Source organism: Lutibacter sp. (assembly GCF_016342705.1).
Taxonomy (GTDB): domain Bacteria; phylum Bacteroidota; class Bacteroidia; order Flavobacteriales; family Flavobacteriaceae; genus Lutibacter.
This window is the reverse complement of sequence record NZ_JAEINV010000019.1, coordinates 1-21,344: the sequence shown is the minus strand read 5'-3', so window position 1 is coordinate 21,344 and position 21,344 is coordinate 1. Positions and strand designations below refer to the sequence as shown.

At 31.1% G+C, this 21,344-nt stretch carries 12 protein-coding genes; 5 read left to right on the top strand and 7 right to left on the bottom strand.

Annotated features, from left to right (window positions below; all coding sequences use genetic code 11):
- Window position 1 precedes the first annotated feature (1 nt).
- The 7 genes from JEY78_RS14185 to JEY78_RS14155 form a co-directional block, all read right to left on the bottom strand.
- A complete protein-coding gene (locus tag JEY78_RS14185) occupies window positions 2-2,374 on the bottom strand; it encodes a TIM-barrel domain-containing protein (protein WP_291852777.1) in 2,373 nt (790 codons plus the stop codon).
- A 6-nt stretch (window positions 2,375-2,380) separates the two neighbouring features.
- On the bottom strand, window positions 2,381-3,352 hold the full coding sequence (locus JEY78_RS14180) for an alpha/beta hydrolase-fold protein (protein WP_291852774.1): 972 nt from the start codon (window positions 3,350-3,352) through the stop codon (window positions 2,381-2,383).
- On the bottom strand, window positions 3,353-5,218 hold the full coding sequence (locus JEY78_RS14175) for a glycoside hydrolase family 13 protein (protein ID WP_291852771.1): 1,866 nt from the start codon (window positions 5,216-5,218) through the stop codon (window positions 3,353-3,355).
- Window positions 5,219-5,285: 67 nt separating this feature from the next.
- Window positions 5,286-7,592 carry a family 65 glycosyl hydrolase domain-containing protein gene (locus JEY78_RS14170; protein WP_291852768.1) on the bottom strand — a complete coding sequence of 769 codons (2,307 nt, stop codon included), beginning with the start codon at window positions 7,590-7,592 and terminating at the stop codon, window positions 5,286-5,288.
- A 4-nt stretch (window positions 7,593-7,596) separates the two neighbouring features.
- Window positions 7,597-8,253, bottom strand: a complete 657-nt coding sequence (gene pgmB, locus JEY78_RS14165) for a beta-phosphoglucomutase (protein ID WP_291852765.1) — start codon at window positions 8,251-8,253, stop codon at window positions 7,597-7,599.
- 2 nt (window positions 8,254-8,255) lie between these two features.
- The gene (locus JEY78_RS14160; RefSeq protein ID WP_291852762.1) at window positions 8,256-9,599 is read right to left on the bottom strand and encodes an MFS transporter; all 1,344 of its coding nucleotides are present in this window, start codon (window positions 9,597-9,599) and stop codon (window positions 8,256-8,258) included.
- Window positions 9,600-9,860: 261 nt separating this feature from the next.
- Entirely contained in the window at window positions 9,861-10,880 is a 1,020-nt protein-coding gene (locus tag JEY78_RS14155; protein ID WP_291852759.1) for a LacI family DNA-binding transcriptional regulator, read from the bottom strand.
- Window positions 10,881-11,195: 315 nt separating this feature from the next.
- Between JEY78_RS14155 and JEY78_RS14150 the strand changes: the two genes are divergently transcribed.
- The 5 genes from JEY78_RS14150 to JEY78_RS14130 form a co-directional block, all read left to right on the top strand.
- On the top strand, window positions 11,196-14,126 hold the full coding sequence (locus JEY78_RS14150) for a SusC/RagA family TonB-linked outer membrane protein (protein WP_291852755.1): 2,931 nt from the start codon (window positions 11,196-11,198) through the stop codon (window positions 14,124-14,126).
- 14 nt (window positions 14,127-14,140) lie between these two features.
- Entirely contained in the window at window positions 14,141-15,748 is a 1,608-nt protein-coding gene (locus JEY78_RS14145; RefSeq protein ID WP_291852752.1) for a RagB/SusD family nutrient uptake outer membrane protein, read from the top strand.
- Between the two features lie 18 nt (window positions 15,749-15,766).
- The gene (locus JEY78_RS14140) at window positions 15,767-16,828 is read left to right on the top strand and encodes a SusE domain-containing protein (RefSeq protein ID WP_291852749.1); all 1,062 of its coding nucleotides are present in this window, start codon (window positions 15,767-15,769) and stop codon (window positions 16,826-16,828) included.
- Window positions 16,829-16,848: 20 nt separating this feature from the next.
- Entirely contained in the window at window positions 16,849-18,459 is a 1,611-nt protein-coding gene (locus JEY78_RS14135; protein ID WP_291852747.1) for a SusF/SusE family outer membrane protein, read from the top strand.
- A gap of 103 nt (window positions 18,460-18,562) precedes the next feature.
- Window positions 18,563-21,344, top strand: a 2,782-nt coding sequence (locus JEY78_RS14130) for an alpha-amylase family glycosyl hydrolase (RefSeq protein WP_291852744.1), incomplete at its 3' end; no start/stop codon positions are given.

Sequence of the window (21,344 nt, the reverse complement as noted above, 5' to 3'; positions counted from 1 at the left end):
TTTAGAATTTAATTTTAAGTGTTTTTTCTGATATTTTATGCATTGAAACTGGAATTGTAAGTGTTGATTTTTCTTCGTTCCAAGTAAACTTATAACCTTTTACTTTTTTCGGTTTTTTTGAAATATTATGAATTATTAAAGTTATTTCTTTTGAAGAAAATGTATAGTTTTTACCTAATTCTGTTTCAAATTCAACAGTCAAATAATTCTTTTTGTATTCACTTTCAAAATTGATAATTTCAAAATTTTCTTTTTCAAAAGCATTTGGTGTTTCACCATCATCATTATATAATTTCCCTTCACTTTCTATAACAGTTTCATCGAAATAAAAATGTAAGTCGAAATTATTTAAACTGTATTTTGAAGTATTTTGAATTGTTTTAATCATTGGAATAAAAGCACCTCCACGAATATATGTTGGAATGCTTTCTGTTGATAATTGAACAGTTTTTGTTTGTCCGCCTTCAACTTTTTCATCAGTGTAAAAATTGAACCAATTTGAGCCTTTTGGAAAAGTTACTTCTTGCGCTTGTAATCCTGATTTCACAACCGGACTTACCAAAATATCATTTCCCCACAAATACGTTTTATCGTTAATAAACAACTGATTATCTGATGTGTTTTCAAAAAATAAAGGACGCATTAAAGGCGTTCCTTTTTGATTATTTTCAAAGGAAAGTGTGTAATTATAAGGCAACAAACTATAGCGTAATTCTATAGATTTTTTGGCTAACGCTTTTGTTTTTTGCTCTCTAAAAATAGGCTCAGAAGGTACTTCTTCTTGTGCGTGTGGACGATAAATTGGTTGAAAAACGCCATACTGAAGCCAACGCGTATACAATTCATCATCTAAATTATCACCTGCAAAACCACCTAAATCTGAGTGCATATAACCTAAACCTTGCATTCCCATTTGCAACGCTATTTCAACTTGCGATTGCAATCCTCCCCAAGTTCTGTTGACATCTCCAGACCAAGGAATCATTCCATAATGCTGAGAACCTGAATAACCTGCGCGCATTAAAATAAACGGGCGCTGGTTTGGAAAGTCCTTTTGGTAGCCTTCAAAAATTAATTTAGCCCAATTGTGGCCGTAAATATTATGAACTTCATCTGCAGTTCCCGTTGCGTGTAATAAATCTGACGGATGCACTTCAGGCTCTCCTAAATCTCCCCACCAACCAGCAACACCAATATTGTTTAAACTTTTATAAATATCCCAAAACCATTGTTTTCCTTCAGGTTTAAAAATGTCTATAATTCCCGTATTTCCAAAGTAAAAATCGTAGGTGTATGGTTTTCCATCTTTGGTTTTTCCTAAAATATCCTTTTTAACAGCTTCATCCCATTTGTTAGATGTTGTTAACACAAAAGGTTCCGTTATTAAAATTGTTTTAACTCCTTTTGCTTTTAAATTAGCCATCATTTTTTCAGGATTAGGAAACGAATCTTTATGAAATTCTAAATTTCCCATTGTTCCTTTCATCTCTTTCCCAAACCAAAATAAATCTAAAATAATAGCATCAACAGGAATTTTTTCTTCTGAAAATTTTGCAATGGTATTTTCAACTTCTTGTTGAGAATGATATCCAAATCTGCTTGAAAAATTACCCAAAGCCCAACGTGGAATTAATGGTTGAAATCCTGTTAAACTCACATAATTTTCCACCAATTCTTCCCAATCATCACCAGCTATTATTTGGTAGGTTTTTCTACCAGATATTGTTTGATATGTAAGAGTATTGTTTTTTTTGCTATCCAAATCTAACCAGCCAATTGGCGCATTATCAAAATGAATGGCATACATTTTTGAAGAATACACTAACGGAATGGTAAAATTCATTAATTCCGAATGCGTTTCATACCCGTAATGTGCTCTATTATATAATTGCAAACGATTGCCTCTTCGGTTCATTCCTAAAGCACGAGCGCCACCACCGTATAAAATTTCATCGTTGGTTAAATTAAAATCTAACGCTTCAAATTCATCATTTTTTGAATAACCATTTTTTTCTGAAGTCAATAAATTTCCTTCATAATAATATGATATTTGGAATGGAGCATGAGTTATTTTTACAGAAATATCCAACATTTTAATTTCGGTCACATTGGAAGTTTCAATAATTTCCATTTTAACCGATTTTGGCTTTAGAACTACTGCGTGAGAATTTTCAGAAAAACTTTCACCATTTGGAATAAATGAAGTTTCAATTATTTCATTTCCGTATGGTTGAAATCTGTACAACCCATCATTTGTTTTAATTTCTACAAAAGTATGATGCTTTGTAACTCCTTCAAATTTTCTTTCAGAATTTTGAGCATTCAGAAAAAAACTGAACGATACAAAAAGGAATATCAATTTTAAATTTTTCATTTAGAATTATTTTTTTAATAAAAATTCAACTGGTATTTGAAATCGCTGACTCCAAGAGTTTTCAGAATGATCGTGCCCTTCAAATTTTAAATTTTTTGAATTGGAACTGTCAAAACCTTTTAAAGTTAGCACCTCATTTACCCGATGTTGATATGGTAAATAAAATTTATCCAAGGTTTCTGATCCATAATCAAAATAAATTTTATGTGTTTTGGGTGAAGGTAAATTTAACTCTAAATACTTAAAAAATGATTCAGGAACTACCGAATTTTCTTGAGGCATAAAACCTATCCAATGTGTAGACAAGCAAGCTGCTCCGCCAAAAACTTTTGGATATTCACAAACTGCGTACATTGAAATTAATCCGCCCATACTTGAACCTGCAATAGTTGTATTTTCTGGGTTTTTATAAACTGAAAAGTTTGAATCTATAAATGGTTTTACCTCTTCAACAATAAATTTTAAATAATTATCCGATTGCAATCCTTTAAAAGCAGTTCCAAACTGTTTTTGACTTTCGGAAAAAATAGAATCTTTAAATTTTTGCGGCAATAAATCAAAAGGTTTTTGAGGATAATAATCGGAATGTCTAATATCCGGATGATTCCAAATTGCTACAACAATGGCATTTTTAATTTTGTTAGAATTTACCAAATCAGTAAAAATCTCATCTACTTTCCATTCTTGTTTGTTCCAAGTAGTTGCTGCATCAAACAACATTTGTCCATCGTGCATATACATTACTGCATATTTTTCATTTACAGAATATCCGTTTGGCAACCAAACGGCAACAGTTCTAGGACGCACAAATTTTGAAGGAAAACTATCTATAAGTTTTAAGGTTCCAGAAGCCAATTTCCCATTAAATTTGGAAAATTTAACTGCAGTACTTACGGCTGTTATTTGTTGTTTTTCTTTACAAGAAAATAACACCAACAAAATACTTAGTACTAATATTTCTTTAAAAAAACGCATCATTTATAGTTTTGTAGTTAAAATATAAATTCCTTTGTCATTAAGTTTTAAAGAGTTGTTCCAAGTAAATTCTTCTGAAGTATTTATATTTTTAACTTTTTTACCATTCAAACCAATTTCAATAAATCGAGTTAAATCTAAGTTTATTTCTTTTTGATTTTTATTTAAAATAACCGTTACAATTTCATCATTTTTAATTCTAAACAATACATAAACACCTTTTTCCGGCCCAAAATGAATCGTTTTTCCGTTATGAATGGCTTCACTATTTTTTCTATAATTTAATACATTCTTTAGGAAAGATTGCATTTCAGCCTGATTTTTACTTAATCCTTCACCAGTAAATGCATTTACTTTATCACCTTTCCAACCTCCAGGAAAATCTGTTCTAATTAAGCCGTGATCACCTGGTTTTGCAGCATCACTAATTAAAACTTCGGTTCCATAATAAATTTGAGAAATTCTTGGTAAAGTCAATAAATATCCCAATGCCATTTTAGTTTTTGAAGCATCTTCACCTAGTTGCGTATAAATACGACTCATATCATGATTGTCTGGAAAAATCATTATATTTTCTGGATCAGCATATGAAAAATCATTTGCCAAACCTTCATATATTTTTACCAAGCCAGTACCCCAAGTTTCGTCTTCATTTAAACCATCTACAATCGCTTTTTGCATTGGAAAATCCATGGATGAAGTTAAGTTAGAACGATATCCGTCTTTATTTTCAGCATCTTTTTGCCAATAGGCAACCAATAATGGATTTGTGCTCCACTCCTCACCTACAATACTAAAATTTGGGTATTCAGCCATAATTGCTCCTGCCCAATTACTCATAAATTCCTTATCAGGATACGGATAAGTATCTTGACGTATTCCTCCTAAATCCAAAGTTTCAATCCACCAAATACTATTTTGAATTAAATACTTTGCTAACAATGGATTTTTTTGATTTAAATCTGGCATTGAAGAAACAAACCAACCTTCATTCATTAATTTACTATCAGCTTTTGAAGCATAAGAATCTTGATTGATTGTACGTCTGTGGTTTGTAATTACGGTGTTTCCTTCTACATATTCTTTTTGATAATTTACCCAATTACTAGATGGTAAATCTTTCATCCACCAATGCTCACCACCAATATGATTTTCAACCTGATCCATAATTAATTTAATGCCTTTTTCATTGGCTTTTTTTGATAAAGTAATATAATCTTCCAAGGTTCCAAATCGAGGGTCTACTTCATATAAATCTGTCATCGCATATCCATGATATGAACTATTTTTCATATCATTTGTTAAAACTGGAGTTGGCCAAATAGCCGTAAAACCCATTTCATTTATATAGTTTAAATGATTTGTAATACCTTTTAAATCACCTCCATGACGACCATAGTCATCTTTTCTGTTTACTTTAGTTTCGCGTAATCCTTTTACCACATCATTTGAAGTGTCAGCATTTGCAAAACGATCTGGCGTAATTAAATAAATTACATCTGAGCTATCAAAACCTTTTCTGTTTTTCGAATTTTCTTTTCGTTGTTTTAACTCGTAATTATAAGAGAAATTATTTCTTTTTCCTGCTCTAGCAAAATCAATTGTAAAATTGCCTACTGTTGCTTTTGAAAGATCTACCGTTAAAAATAAATAATTATCATTTTCAGTGTTTTTTACCTCAACAAGTTGAATTGTTTCATTTGCAATTGTTGGTTTATATTTAGCAATATCTTTTCCATAAATCATAATTTCTAATTGATTATGATTCATATCTACCCACCAATATGGAGGTTCAATTTTATCTATTTTCTGTGCGTAAATATTTAATCCTAAAAACATTAAGATTAAAAAGAATTTAATTTCTTTCATTTAATTTGCTGTTTTAAAACAAAATCCTGCAACTTTTTACAATGATAAAAATTACAGGATTGTTTGATTAAACTGTTAAAAGTTGGTTTGAAGGAATTATAACTTCCTTATTATTAAGCATCAATTTAAGTTCTTTTTCAGATTCATTGTAAAATTTACAATCGGTTTGACTTTTGTAAACTTTTAATACACTTCCTCTAAAATTAATTGTAAACGAGTACGATTTCCATTCTGCTGGAATTTGTGGATTAAATGATAATACACCATCTTCCCAAACACGCATTCCTCCAAAACCTTGCACTACACTCATCCAAGTTCCTGCCATACTTGTAATGTGGCAACCTTCGTGAACTTCGTGGTTATAATCATCTAAATCTAAACGTGCAGTACGTAAATATTGCTCGTAGGCTTTTGGCATTCTATCTATTGAAGCTGCTAAAATTGAATGTACACAAGGTGATAATGACGATTCATGAACAGTTAATGGTTCATAAAAATCGAAATGACGTTCAATTTCTTCTAATTTAAATTTATCTTCAAATAAGAACATTCCTTGTAAAACATCGGCTTGTTTTATATAACAAGAACGCAGAATTCTATCCCAAGACCATTTTTGATTAATTGGACGTTCAGATTTTGGTAAATCTTTAACCGGAATTAATTCTTTATCTAAAAATCCATCTTGTTGCAAGAATACATTATGCTCTTCACTAAAAGGAAAATACATATTGTCTGCAACTTTTATCCATTTATAGGTTTCTTCACCTAACAAATTTGTTTTGGCAACAATTCGTTTAAAATCTTGTGGATATTTTTCTTCAATTTTATTTAAACATTCAACTGTATATTCAATACACCATTTTGCTAAATAATTGGTATAGAAGTTGTTATTTATATTGTTTTCGTATTCATTTGGACCTGTTACACCTAAAATTACAAATTGCTTTTTAGCTTCTGACCAATTAGCCCTTTGATGCCAAAAACGAGAAATAGCAATCATAACTTCTATGCCGTTTTTTACAACGTAATCAAAATCTTGCGTAAAATTAACATAGTTGTAAATTCCATAGACCATTGCTCCATTACGGTGAATTTCTTCAAAAGTAATTTCCCATTCGTTATGGCATTCTTCACCATTCATGGTAACCATTGGATACAACGCAGCTCCGTTTTTAAAACCTAATTTTTGTGCGTTTTCAATAGCTTTCCCCAATTGATTGTAACGGTACATTAATAAGTTTTTAGCAACACTTGCATCTTTAGTTGCCATATAAAATGGTATGCAATATGCTTCGGTATCCCAATAAGTACTTCCTCCATATTTTTCGCCAGTAAACCCTTTTGGACCAATGTTTAAACGTGCATCGGTTCCCATATAAGTTTGATTTAATTGAAAAATATTAAATCGAATTCCTTGTTGAGCTTTAATATCTCCTTCAATTATAATATCGGCAGTTTCCCATATAGTTCCCCAAGATTGCTTTTGATCTTCAAATAATTGATTGAAACCTAAAGATTTTGCTTCAGAAACATTTTTTAAACCAGCATTAACCAATTCACTTTTTTCATAATTTAAAGAACTTACATATGATGCGAATTTATAAATTGTAGCTGTTTCTCCTTGAGATACTTTTAATTTATAAGTATAGGTTAACGATTTTTCTTCAATAGTTGTAACTTGATTTGAAGAAACTTGTTTACCATTTATTGCAAAATCAACTTCCATTGCTGTTGCAACATTAAATTCTGTTTTTAATGTTTTTGCTAAAATGCAACCATTATTTGTGCCTTCAACAATTTTTAAAGTTTCCCAAAAATATTCGTTGTAATTAGAATCTTCGTTTTCAATACCAGCATCTAAATATGGTGAAAACGTAATTTCTCCAGAAAAATTTACAGCTTTTATTGAATATTCAATAGCTCCAACTTCGTTATATTTTACACTAATAAAACGTTTTGCATTTACTTGAATTTGTTCACCTGTTGGAAGCGTTGCATTAAAAGAACGACCTAACCAGCCTTCTTTCATATTTAGCTCTCTTCTGAAATTTGAAATTTCGCAAACATTTAAATCAAATTTAGTTGCGTTAATTTGAATGTGAATTCCAATCCAATTTGGTGCATTTAAAACTTTAGCAAAATATTCTGGATAGCCGTTTTTCCACCAACCAACACGTGTTTTATCTGGATAATAAATTCCTCCAATATAACTTCCTTGAAAGGTTTTCCCTGAGTAATCTTCTTCAAAATTAGCTCGTTGTCCCATGGACCCATTTCCTATACTAAATAAACTTTCTGAAGCTTCAACATTTTCAACATCAAAACCTTCTTCAATAATGGCCCATTCATTAGGAATAATATAATTCTTGTTCATTTTTCTAATTGATTAGATTTTTTAAAAAATCGTTTGTAAAACCAGTAGTATCTTTTAGTATATAAGTAGCTTCCTTTAATAATTCAGCATCACCAATTCCAATACTAACCATATTTGCTGCATTTGCAGCTTCAACTCCTGCAATGGCATCTTCAACCACAATACAATTTTCTGGTTTCATATGTAATTTTTGAGCGCCTATTAAAAATACTTCCGGATCTGGTTTTGCTTTTGAAACATCGTTTCCATCCACCAAAGCTGTAAATCTATTTAAAAGCCCCACTTTTTCTAATATTAAGGGAGCATTTTTACTTGCTGAACCCAATGCGTATTTAATCTTTTTGGCGTCCAAATAATCCAATAAATCACTTATACCTGGAAGAATTTCATCGGCGGTCATTTTATTAACATATTCTAAATACTCTGTATTTTTTTGAATTAATAAAGGCTGTTTTTCCTCTTCTGTTAATGCTACTTTTCCAATTTCTAATAAAATTTCTAGAGAACGAACTCTACTGACTCCTTTTAACAATTCATTATGTTCTTCGGTAAATTCAAAACCCAATGAATTTGCTAAATTTCTCCAAGCTAAAAAGTGATACTTTGCGGTATCTACTATTACACCATCTAAATCAAATATAAATGCTATTTCTTTTTTCATTTTTATAATTTTATTACTACTTCGTCATCAACATCTTTTACTTTTACTACTAATGCTGCTGCAATTAAAAGTGAAACGCCACTTAAAACTAATGCATAAATTGGATTACCTCTATATAAATATTCTACCATTGGACCACCAATTAAAGCATTAATAATTTGTGGCAACACAATAAAAAAGTTGAAAATTCCCATATAAACACCCATTTTTTTAGCAGGAATAGAACCAGCTAAAATGGCATAAGGCATTGCTAAAATACTTGCCCAAGCAATACCAATACCAAACATAGATAAGAACAACCAGTTTTCATTTGGTACAAAATAAATTGAAATTAAGCCCAATCCACCTAAAACCAATGAAACCGCATGTGTTAATTTTCTTCCTATTTTTTTTGCTATGGCAGGTAAAAAGAATGCATATACCGCTGATACTGCGTTATAAACTCCAAACAAGATTCCAACCCAATCTCCTGCAATTTGATATTGAGTTCCGTGATCATCTAATGATAAGCCATAAATATGGTGTGCAATAGCTGGAGTAGAAAATACCCACATGCCAAATAAACCAAACCAAGAGAAAAATTGAACAGAACTCAATTGTCTCATTGTTAATGGCATTTTCTTAAAATCCGTAAAAATATCAAATATGCTAGATTCTTTTTCTTCAATTTCTTCCTCTTCAGTTTGAAATTGAGCCATTTCTTCAGGAGAATATTCTTTTGTTGTAAATACCGTAACTAATATACTGGTAACTAAAACAACAGCTCCAATTATGAATGATAATAATAAGTTTGTTGGAACTTCTCCAGGTTGAGATTCATTTAAAACACCAAACCAGTTTGTTAAAACATATGGTAACCAAGAACCTATTACAGCTCCAATACCAATAAGAATTGTTTGGACACTGAAACCTAAAGTTCTTTGATCTGATGGTAAAATATCTGCAACTAAAGCTCTAAACGGCTCCATTGCAACGTTAAACGAAGCATCCATAATCATTAACATTCCTGCACCAACCCATAAAGCTGGCATAAATGCTGTAAACATATCGGCATTTGGCATTAAAATTAATCCCATTGAAGCCAATAAAGCACCTGTTAAAAAAAAAGGACGTCTTCTTCCTAACCTCGTCCAAGTTCTATCGCTATAATATCCAATTATGGGCTGAACAATTAGTCCTGTTAAAGGAGCTACAATCCAAAACCATGATAATTCATGAACATCTGCACCAAATATTTGTAATATTCTACTGGCATTGGCATTTTGCAAAGCAAAACCCATTTGAATTCCTAAGAACCCGAAACTCATGTTCCAGATATCCCAGAAACTTAGTTTCTGTTTTTTCATTAATAATAGTCTAAAATATTAATATGATTTAAAGCGAAATGCTTTAAACATTATTTTGTGTGAAGTGTGAAAAATAGTAGTTGTAAAATTACTTTTACCAGACAAATATATAAATTTATATTTAACTTTTATTTTTTTGAGTTGAGTTTTTATTCCTAAAAAATCTAATATTCAGTACTATAACCTTTGAGTTATTCAAAAAAAAATTATAAAAATTACCGTACTAAGGCAATATTCACTGATTTATTTGTAGGATTTTCTTTAATTAAGCGTAGATTTTCTAATTTTTAAATTTGTAGAAATCACTTCTTTTTGAAAATCTTCAGGTCCTGTATGCTCTATTCTATTAATTAGGAGTTCCGCAGCATGTTGCCCCATTAAAAAACCATGTTGCACAACTGAAGTTAAAGGAGGTGATGTAAATTCTGAAATTAAACCACTTGTAAAACCAATAATAGCAATATCATTAGGTATTTCTAACCCTCTTTCCTTGGCTACTTTTAACGCATTTGCGGCATATATTTCATTAACAGCTAAAATTGCATCGGGTGAATTAGACGCATTTATTAATAGTTCAATTTGATCGTATAAATTTTTAGAATCATCAATTTTATATATCAAAGACTCATCAATAGTAACACCATTGGCCACCAAAGCTTTTAAATATCCTTCTTTTCTTAAAGCACCCACCGAAACATAATCCTGAGTAGTCAATAATGCTATTTTTTTACATCCTATTTCAATTAAATGTTCAGTTGCTTTATAAGCACCTCCAACATCATCAATAATTACTTTATCACATTGTAAGTCTTCAATAATTCTATCGAATAAAACTAAAGGAAAATCATCTTTAATTAAATCCTCAAAATGCTTAAAATTTTGAGTTTCCTGTGTTTCTCTTGCTATGGAAATAATTAACCCATCAACACTTCCATTGGTTAAAACGCTAATGTTTGACACCTCTTTATTATAGCTTTCATTAGAAATACACACCATTACATTATACCCTTTTTGGTTTGCGTATTTTTCAACACCATCAATAACTTCTGAAAAAAAGTGATGTACTATCTCTGGAACAATAACACCAATTACAGATGTTTTTTGATTTCTTAATTGAAGTGCTAAACTATTTGGCTTGTAGTTGTAAAAATCTGCAAAAGCTTTTATTCGCTCTCTTACATCTTCACTAATTTCATGACTGTCTTTCAATGCCTTAGAAACCGTTGATATTGATACTCCAAATTCTTTTGCTATTTTCTTTAAAGTTATTCTGGGCTTCATATTTTATTTTAAGACTTTTTGTGTGCTACAAATATAATATTATAAATTATAGAAACCGAAATTAATAGGTCAATACCTTTTATTTCAATTCTAAATTATCACTATTATACGCTTAATTGATAAATTTTAAAAAAAAAGTTAAAAAAAAGTTAAACAACTCTAACGTTAGAGTTAAAAAGTTATAAACACGAAAACGTTTGCGTAACTTTATAAATAGTGTGAATTATATGTTAAATACTTAACTTCACAGTGTGAAATGTAATAAAATAGTACAATTTTTTAAACAAACCTTAATTATTAATTAACTTAAAATAGATGAAAAATTTTAGAATTTTTTTGTTTAACGTCATACTTCTCGTTCCTATTATTATGTTTGGTCAACAAACTATTACTGGAAAAGTTACAGAAGCAACAGGAAATACAGCATTACCTGGAGTTGGCGTTATAATTAAAGGAACTGCTAGAGGTTCAGCAACTGATTTTGACGGAAACTATTCAATAGACAATGTTAAAGCAGGAGACGTATTAGTGTTTTCCTTTGTAGGATTCAACACTAAAGAAATAACTGTTGGAAACAACAAAACTATTAATGTTGCTTTAACAGAAAGCACTGAAACATTAAATGAAATTGTTTTAATTGGTTATGGTAGTACTACCATAAAAGATGCAACAGGTTCTGTATCTGCCGTTACTGAAAAAGACTTTAACAAAGGTAATATTGTAACTCCAGCTAGTTTAATTACTGGTAGAGTTGCCGGTGTTAATGTTACTAGTGATGGTGCTCCTGGTGGAGGAAGTACAATTAGAATTAGAGGTGGCTCATCTTTAGGTGCATCCAATGATCCTTTAATTGTAATTGATGGATTACCTATTTCAAATACAACTGTAGGTGGATCAACTTCTATTCTTGCTTCAATAAACCCAAATGATATTGAGTCATTCTCTGTATTAAAAGATGCGTCTTCTACTGCAATTTATGGTTCTAGAGCGTCAAACGGTGTAATAATTATAACAACTAAAAAAGGGAAACAAACTTTTCAGGTTGATGTAAACTTTAAAACAAGTTACCAAACATTAGCAAATAAAATTGATGTATTTAGTGCAGATGAATTTAGATCACTAGTTGCTGATAGAGTTGCTGCTGGTCAATCTGGAGTAAGCATTGATCAATTAGGTAATGCAAATACTGATTGGCAAGATGAAATTTATCAAGAAAAATTTACATTTGACCAAAACATATCTTTAAGCGGTGCTTTACTAGAAAATATGCCTGCAAGGTTATCTTTTGGTAATACACAACAACCAGGTTTACGTAAAACATCAAAATTTGAAAGAACCTCAGTAACTTTAAACTTAAATCCAACTTTTTTTGATGAAAGTTTAAAAGTGAATTTTAACGCAAATGTAAGTTCTGAGAAAAACAGATTTGCAGATGGTGTTGAAGGTTCAGCTTTATATTTTGACCCAACACAACCAGTATATGATGCTACTTCTCCTTTTGGCGGTTTCTTTGAATACCATACAGCAGGTGAGCCAAACAACGCTCCAAGAAACCCTGTTGCTAGTTTAATGCAAAGAAATAATTCTGGTATTGCCGATAGATTATTTGGAAATCTTGAATTTGATTACAAATTTAATTTCTTACCTGAGTTAAGAGCTGTTTTAAACTTAGGTTATGACAGATCGACAGGAAATGGTTCAAATATTTTATCTGACCAAAGTATTAATGGTTTTAGAACTGCAATTAACACACCATTCTTAGGTTCAGCCTCATATTATACAAGTGAAAGAAAAAACACGTTGTTAGATGCTTATTTTGTATATAATAAAGAATTAGGAAATGTAAATGTTGAAGCTACTGCAGGTTATTCTTACCAAAAATTTCAAGGAGAAGACTTTAATACTGGAAATACCATAGATCCAGATGCAGTTTCTGATGTTTATACACATCCAGATGTTGTATTAATTGGTTTCTTTGGAAGAACTAACTTAAGTTTCTTTGATAAATACCTTTTAACATTATCTTATAGAAGAGATGGAACTTCAAGATTTAGCAAGGACAACCGTTGGGGTAATTTCCCAGCTGCTGCAATTGCGTGGAAAATTAATGAAGAAGATTTCTTAAAAAATTCTAAGGTTATTTCTACACTTAAATTAAGATTAGGTTGGGGTATTACAGGACAGCAAGATATTCCTGCTTCATACGCTTATTTAAGCAGACAAGTAACTGGTGATGCTGTTTCACAATATATATTTGGAAACACTCCTATTATAGTTGGAATTCCTCAATCTCGTTTTGAAGATATTAAATGGGAAGAAACTACAACATACAACGCCGCATTTGATTTTGGATTATTTAATGACAAAATTGATGGTTCGTTAGAAGTTTATTTAAAAGAATCTAAAGATTTATTAGCAAATGTTGCTGTAGCAGATGGTTCTAACTTTAGTAATGCTGGTTGGCAAAATATTGGTCAATTCACCTCAAAAGGTGTTGAATTTTCAATTGGAGCAGATGTTGTTTCAAATGACAATTTTAATTGGAACTTAAATTACAACGTGAACCTTAACCGCACAGAAATTGATCAACTTGCTTTTGGTCAAGATATTGAAGTTGGTGGAATTGCTGGTGGTACTGGATCTAGAATTCAATTACACAGAGAAGGTTTCTCTCCTTATTCATATTATGTTTACAAACAATTGTATGATGCTAGTGGGTTACCAATTGAAGGTGCTTATGCAGATATCAACCAAGATGGTTTAATTAATTCTAGCGATAGATATATTTACAAAAAACCGAATGCAGACTTTACAATGGGATTACAATCAAGTATGAATTATAAAAACTTTGATTTGTCATTTAATTTAAGAGCAAGTATTGGAAACTATATGTATAACAACGTAAATTCAGATAGAGCTCAGTACAACGATTTACAAGCTGTAACTGCTTTAGGAAACTTACCTACTTCTGTTTTAGAATCTAATTTTGTTGAAACAAGTAATGTACTTCTTTCAGATTATTTTATTGAAAATGCATCTTTCTTAAAAATGGACAACATTACATTTGGATACACTTTTAATAAATTTAATAAAGATTTATCAAGTATTAACTTATGGGGTGGTGTTCAAAATGTATTTACAATTACTAATTATAGTGGTTTAGATCCTGAAATTTTTGGTGGAATTGATAACACAATTTATCCAAGAGCAAGAACTTTCATGATGGGAGCTAACATTAAATTTTAATAAAAAACACGAAAATGAAAACAAAATATATACATAAATTTTATTTCTTTTTGGGATTTCTTTTCATTCTTAGTGCTTGTACTAATGATTTGGATGTAATACCAAAAGATGATGACGAATTTTTATCTGAAGATTTTTATGCTAATCCTACTTCTTATAAGCAAGCTTTAGCTGGAATTTACGGTAATCTTTCTTTAACAGGAACTAGCGGTTCAGGATCTTCAAACTTACAAGGTATTGATGCCGGAACTAGCCAATATGCCAGAACATTATGGTATTTACAAGATTTAGCTGCAGATGAACCAATTTGGTCATATGAAAATGATGAAGGTGGTGCTGTAAAAGAAATTCAACGTAATACTTGGGGACCAAACAATACAATTTTATTAGGTTTCTTTAGTAGAGCAATGTTTACTGTTGCTTTAACAAATGATTTTTTAAGACAATCTTCACCTGAAGCATTAGAAGCTAGAGGTCATACTTCAAAAGTTGGAACTGACATAGTTGCTTATAGAGCCGAAGCAAGATTATTAAGAGCATTAGCTTATTATAATTTAATGGATTTATTCGGAAAAGCTGCATTTGTGACTGAAAATGATCCTGTTGGAGTTTATCAAGGTCCTCAATATGACAGAGCTCAATTATTTCAATTTGTTGAATCAGAATTATTAGCTATTGAAGGAGATTTAGTTGCTCCTAGACAAAATGAATATGCAAGAGCAGACAAAGCTGTTGCTTGGACAATATTAGCTAAAATTTACTTAAACGCTAAAGTTTATATTGGTCAAGAAAAAAATACAGAATGTATTACGTATACTAAAAAAGTAATTGATGCTGGATTTCAATTAGCATCTAATTATAGTTATAACTTTTTAGCCGATAATGATTTTAACGAAGCTGGTCAAAATGAAATAATTTTCCCACTTGTTTGTGATGGTATTGTAACTCAAAACTACGGTGCAACTACAGTAATTATAAATGGTGAAGTTGGAAGTTTAGAAAGTAACACTGCTGAATTAGGAGCAACCGGTTGGGGTGGAGCTTTAAGAGTTAGAAAACAATTTGCCAATAAATTTTTAAATGGAGATGTTCCTTTAACTGATAAAAGAAATACTATATTAACTGCTGGAAGAACTGCTGATATTGTTGATGTTGGAGATAGAGATTCTGGGTTTATTATTACTAAATTTAAGAATGTAACTTCTACTGGAGAAGCTGGACCTGACCCAACATTTGTTGATACAGATTTCCCAATGTTCAGATTGGCAGACATCTATTTAATGTATGCTGAAGCTGTTGTAAGAGGTGGAGCAGGTGGATCAATGACAGATGCAGTAAATTATGTAAACTTATTAAGAAACAGAGCTAGTTCTGCTACAATTTCTTCTTCAAACTTAACATTACCTTTCTTAATTGATGAAAGATCAAGAGAGCTATATTGGGAAGGACACAGAAGACAAGATTTAATAAGATTTGGATTATACACAGGTGGAAATTATAATTGGGCATTTAAAGGTGGTAGCGCAAGCGGAATTGCATTACCTAGTCATTTAAATGTGTATCCAATTCCTGCTAACAACATGGCAGCGAACCCTAATTTAACTCAAAACCCTGGTTATTAACATTTAATTAAATTTAAGATGAAAAACATATTTAAATTTTTGTTGTTTACAATCTTTGCTTTCACGGTAATTTCATGTGATAACGAAGATCAAGAACAACTTACAATAACACCAATAGGTGCTGGTGAAATTACTTCACCAGAAACAGGATCTAATTATATATTAAATCCTGAAGAAAGTCAAACAAATCCTATTTTAACAATTACTTGGAATTCTGCAGATTATGGAATTCCTACAGGAATCAGTTATAAAATAGAATTTGCAAAAACAGGAACAAGTTTCTCTGAACCAATCACTATTAGTTCAACAACAAATACATTTTTAACATTAAATGTAGGTGAATTAAATGGTGCTGCAGTAGGAAGCGGTTTAGCTCCTTTTACTCAAGATGGAATTGATATTAGAATTACTTCTACAATTGGTTCTTTAGGAAGTACTCCACAAGTTTCTAATCCTATAACTATTTATGTAACTCCATTTACAACAGATTTACCAACAATTGCTGTACCTGGAAACCATCAAGGATGGGATCCTGCAAGTGCACCTTTATTAGCATCTTCAGGTTTTGGAAAAACTGATTATGCTGGATATGTATGGTTAGATGGTGGACATAAATTTATTGCGCCAAATGAAACTGGAGGTTTCTTCTGGGGAAATACTGACTGGGGTTGGGACGGAACTACCGCAGGCGTTCTTGTAGAAACTGACGAAAAAGACCTTGTAGCAACAGCTGGTTATTATTATATTGAAGCTGATACTGCAAAATTAACGTATAAAGAATCAGCCGTTAATTGGGGAATAATTGGTGAAGCTACACCTACAGGTTGGGATAGTGATACTGATTTAGTATATGACGCTGCTACAAAAACACTTTCTGTAAATATAAATATGGTGAATGGAAAAGGTTGGAAGTTTAGAGGAAACAATGAATGGGGTAGATTTGAATTTGGTTCTTTAAATGCTGATGGCTTCTTACAAGCTGGAGGAGATTTTACATTTGATCAACCATCTGGAAACTATCATATCGTATTAGATCTAAGCAAACCAAGAGAGTATACATATACAGCAACTCCTAATTAGTAAATTTAAACTGAAAAAATATGAAATATTTATATAAAATAGTATTGCTTTCATTTGTTATCATTGGACTTGCATCTTGTGACAAAAATGAAAACTTTGAGATATTACCTCCTCAAGAAGGCATTACTTTAAATAGTCCAATTGATGGATCATCAATTGCACTTGTTGATACAAATGAACAAAACCCAGGGTTAACAGTAAGTTGGACTTCTGCTAACTTAAAGGGTTCTGGCGCTACTTTTAATGTTGAAGTTGCTTTAACAGGAACAGATTTTTCTGCTCCAACTGTTATTGGCTCAACAACAGATATGACATTACATTTAACAGTTGAAGAATTAAATACTTTAGCGTTAGACGTTTTACAAATACCTGCAGAAAGTGAAGCTTCTATTGAAATTAGAATTACTTCAAATGATTTTATTTCAAATAAAGTATCTGTGCTACTTACTCCGTACAAAATTGAGTATACAGAACTATTTTTAGTAGGAAATTTAACAAACTGGACACCTGCAGAAGCTTTACCAATGACAAGAACTGCTTTTAACGAGTTCTTAATAACTATTGATTTAGCTGATGGTGATGAATTTAAATTTTTACCTCAAAACACTGGTTGGGACAAAGATTTAGGTGAAGATCCAAGCAATCCTGGAAAACTAATAGAAGAAGGAGAACAAAATATTGCTGGATATCCTGCTGGAAAATATGAAGTTAGTGTAAATTTAAACGACTTTACATTTAATATGAAACCTATTTTGGCACCTGCAAATTTATTTTTAGTAGGCTCAATAAATGGTTGGAATAATGCAACTGCTTTACCTTTATTTAAAAGCGGAGAAAATACATTTTCTATTGTTGTAGATTTACCAAGTGGCGCTGAATTTAAATTTTTACCAACACAAGGAAGTTGGGATGGTGATTGGGGTGCAGACAAAAATAATGCAGGTTCAATTGTTCAGGATGATGAAGATAATATTAAAGGATATACCGGTAAATATTTGGTAACTGTAGATTACAATAACTTAACCTATAAGTTAACACCTGTTGGAAGTTTATTTGTTGTTGGGTCTATAAATGGATGGGACAATACTGCTGCTTTACCAATGGCTGAAGCTAGTTTAGGTATATTTTCAATAGTTTTAGATTTACCTGATGGAGCTGAATTCAAATTTTTACCTAACAATGGAAGTTGGGATGGAGACTGGGGTGCAAGTAAAACCAATGTAGGTAGAATAGTTCAAGATGATGAAGATAACTTAAAAGGTTATGCAGCTGGAAAATATGTGGTAGCAGTTAATTATAACACCTTATCATATACAGTTTCAAAAATTAATGCTGTTCCAGCTAACTTATATTTAGTAGGTGGATTTAACGGATGGAGCAACACTGCTGGAAATCCTAAATTTACACAAATATCAGCTGGTGTATTTGAAATTACACAAGCTTTAAGTGCTAATGACGAATTTAAATTTGTACCTGTAGCTGGAAACTGGGGAGATGATTTTGGTGAAAGCAAAGTTGCAACTAAAGTTTTGGAACAAAATGATGAAAATAACTTAAAAGTAACTACTGGTGGTAATTTTAAAATTACAGTAAACTTTAACAAAGGAAACATTTCCGTTGTAAGTTTATAGAACATATAAAAGGTTGTCTTTTAAAATGATAACCTTTTATAAATTTTTAAAAGCCAGAATTACATTCTGGCTTTTATTTATATAAAAAAATAAATACAAAAAGATGAAACTTAAATTATTACTGCTACTTATTATTCCATTTCTTACTTTTTCACAAGTAACTACTAGTCCAAGTATTCCTGTTACTACTAGTTCTATAAAACTGACATTGAATACATCTGGAACTGCTTTAGAAGGATTTACCGGTGATATTTATGCGCATACTGGCGTTACTATTGATAACCAAAAGTGGCAAAATGTGATTGCTGATTGGAGTGTAAATACCTCAAAGGCTAAACTTACCAAAAGTACAACAAATGCAAATATTTATACGTTAGATATTACACCTGACGTGTACACTTTTTATAACGTAGCATCTTCAAATAAAATAACTGAAATTTGTGTTGTTTTTAGATCTGCAGATGGATCAAAACAAACTAGCCCTGATATTTTTATCCCTTTATACGAAGCAGGTTTAAATGTTACATTTACCAATCCATTAAATGGAAGTGTATTTAATTTAAACTCAGCAACAACAATTACTGCAGAGTCTTCAATAAATTCTTCTCTTGAAATTTTTGTAAACGGTGTATCAAAAAAAACAGCAACTAATAGTAAAACTATTTCAACTTCATATACCTTTTCAACTTCTGGAAACTATACATTAAAAGTTAAAGCAACTGCAGGTTTAGAAACAAAAGAAACTGAAATTTCTGTATATGTTAAATCACCAACCCAAGTTGCTGCAATTCCTTTAAATGCAAAAAAAGGAGTAACTATCAATAATGATAATTCGGTGACATTTGTTTTAGAAGCCCCAAATAAATCTGATGTATTTTTAATTGGAGATTTTAATAATTGGCAAAACAATGCACTATATCAACTAAAAAAAGATATTTCAAATCCAGATTTATTTTGGATTACTATAAACTCATTAGACCCTAACACAGAATATGCGTATCAATATTTGGTAGATTACACTATTAAAATTGCGGATCCTTACTCTGAAAAAATATTAGACCCTTGGTCAGACCAATATATAAAAACGGGTAATTATCCAAATTTAAAACCCTACCCTACTAATTTAACTGAAGGTTATGTTTCTACCTTTTTAATAAATGAAACTCCTTATACTTGGAATATTTCAAATTTCACAAAACCATCACAAAACAACTTAATAATTTATGAATTACTTGTGAGGGATTTTACTGAATCTGATTCTTATACTGAAGCTTTAACTAAACTTGATTATTTGAAAAATTTAGGTGTAAACGCTATTGAATTAATGCCTATAAATGAATTTGAAGGCGCCGAGAGTTGGGGTTATAATCCCGCTCTGTATATGGCTTTAGATAAATCTTACGGTACTAAAAACGATTTCAAAAAATTTGTTGATGCCTGTCATGAAAAAGGAATTGCCGTTTTGGCCGATGTTGTTTTTAATCATTCTTATGGTCAATCTCCTTTATTACAAATGTATTGGGATGCAATAAATAATAAACCAGCTGCAAATAATCCATGGTATAATCAAAATTCTAATTTAGTGGATAATACAAGTGCACACTGGGGTTACGACTTTAATCACGAATCTACTTATACAAAAGCTTTCTTTAAAGATGTGTTAAGCTATTGGATGAATGAATATAAAATTGATGGTTTTAGATTTGATTTTACAAAAGGCTTCTCTAATACTTTATATTACGGAGCAGACAATTGGGCAAGTGCTTATGATGCATCTAGAATAACAATTTTAAAAAATTACGCAAGCCATGTTTGGAGCAATAACCCAGCAAACAAACCATATGTAATTTTTGAACATCTTTCTGAAAATACTGAAGAAAAAGAATTAGCTGACTTTGGAATTATGCTTTGGGGAAATATGAACCATAACTATAACCAAAACACCATGGGTTTTTCAACTGATGCTGATATTAATTGGATTTCATATAAGCAAAGAGGATGGAATTTGCCAAATTTAGTCGGCTATATGGAAAGTCATGATGAAGAACGTTTAATGTATAAAAACCTTCAATATGGAAATAGCAATTCCACATACAATGTTAAAGATTTAAACACGGCCCTTTCACGTCAAGAATTAGCTGGTTTATTCTTTTTAACAATTCCTGGTCCAAAAATGATTTGGCAATTTGGAGAATTGGGTTACGATGTAAGTATAAATGATCCAGGTAGAGTTGATAGAAAACCAGTTCGATGGGAATATTTTGACAATATTAATAGAAAACAAATTTATAATACTTGGGCAACTTTAAATGAGTTTAAAAAGCAGCAGCCTGTTTTTAGTTCTACTAATTTTACTTTAAATGTTGGAACATTAACGAAATCCATTTTATTAAGACATACTTCAATGGATGTGGTTTTTGTTGGTAATTTTGATATCACATCAAAATCAATTGCTACCCAATTTTCAAAAACAGGTACTTGGTATGAATATTTTACGGGGGAAGAAAAAAACATAGTTAATACAACTGCTGCAATTACATTAAACCCAGGAGAATATAAAATGTATTCTACAGTGAAATTGTTAGATCCACGTGGAGGAACAGCTGCTGATGATAGCGATGGTGATGGTGTTGCCGATACCAATGATTTATGTCCAAACACACCGTTAGGGATAAATGTAAACGCTTCTGGCTGCCCTATTTTCAGTTTACCTGCATCCAACTTTTCAGTTACAGCTATAAGTGAAACCTGTCCAAACAAAAACAATGGTCAGATAGTTATTACAGGCCAAGCATCACATCCGTATGCGGCAACTATAAATGGAACTAATTATAATTTTACCAACAATAGTTTAACAGTTTCAAATTTACAACCAGGAACTTATA

Excerpts from the sequence above, each read along its gene's own strand:
- JEY78_RS14185 (WP_291852777.1), bottom strand. The coding sequence starts at position 2,374 with ATGAAAAATTTAAAATTGATATTCCTTTTTGTATCGTTCAGTTTTTTT.
- JEY78_RS14180 (WP_291852774.1), bottom strand. The coding sequence starts at position 3,352 with ATGATGCGTTTTTTTAAAGAAATATTAGTACTAAGTATTTTGTTGGTG.
- JEY78_RS14175 (WP_291852771.1), bottom strand. The coding sequence starts at position 5,218 with ATGAAAGAAATTAAATTCTTTTTAATCTTAATGTTTTTAGGATTAAAT.
- JEY78_RS14170 (WP_291852768.1), bottom strand. The coding sequence starts at position 7,592 with ATGAACAAGAATTATATTATTCCTAATGAATGGGCCATTATTGAAGAA.
- pgmB (WP_291852765.1), bottom strand. The coding sequence starts at position 8,253 with ATGAAAAAAGAAATAGCATTTATATTTGATTTAGATGGTGTAATAGTA.
- JEY78_RS14160 (WP_291852762.1), bottom strand. The coding sequence starts at position 9,599 with ATGAAAAAACAGAAACTAAGTTTCTGGGATATCTGGAACATGAGTTTC.
- JEY78_RS14155 (WP_291852759.1), bottom strand. The coding sequence starts at position 10,880 with ATGAAGCCCAGAATAACTTTAAAGAAAATAGCAAAAGAATTTGGAGTA.
- JEY78_RS14150 (WP_291852755.1), top strand. The coding sequence starts at position 11,196 with ATGAAAAATTTTAGAATTTTTTTGTTTAACGTCATACTTCTCGTTCCT.
- JEY78_RS14145 (WP_291852752.1), top strand. The coding sequence starts at position 14,141 with ATGAAAACAAAATATATACATAAATTTTATTTCTTTTTGGGATTTCTT.
- JEY78_RS14140 (WP_291852749.1), top strand. The coding sequence starts at position 15,767 with ATGAAAAACATATTTAAATTTTTGTTGTTTACAATCTTTGCTTTCACG.
- JEY78_RS14135 (WP_291852747.1), top strand. The coding sequence starts at position 16,849 with ATGAAATATTTATATAAAATAGTATTGCTTTCATTTGTTATCATTGGA.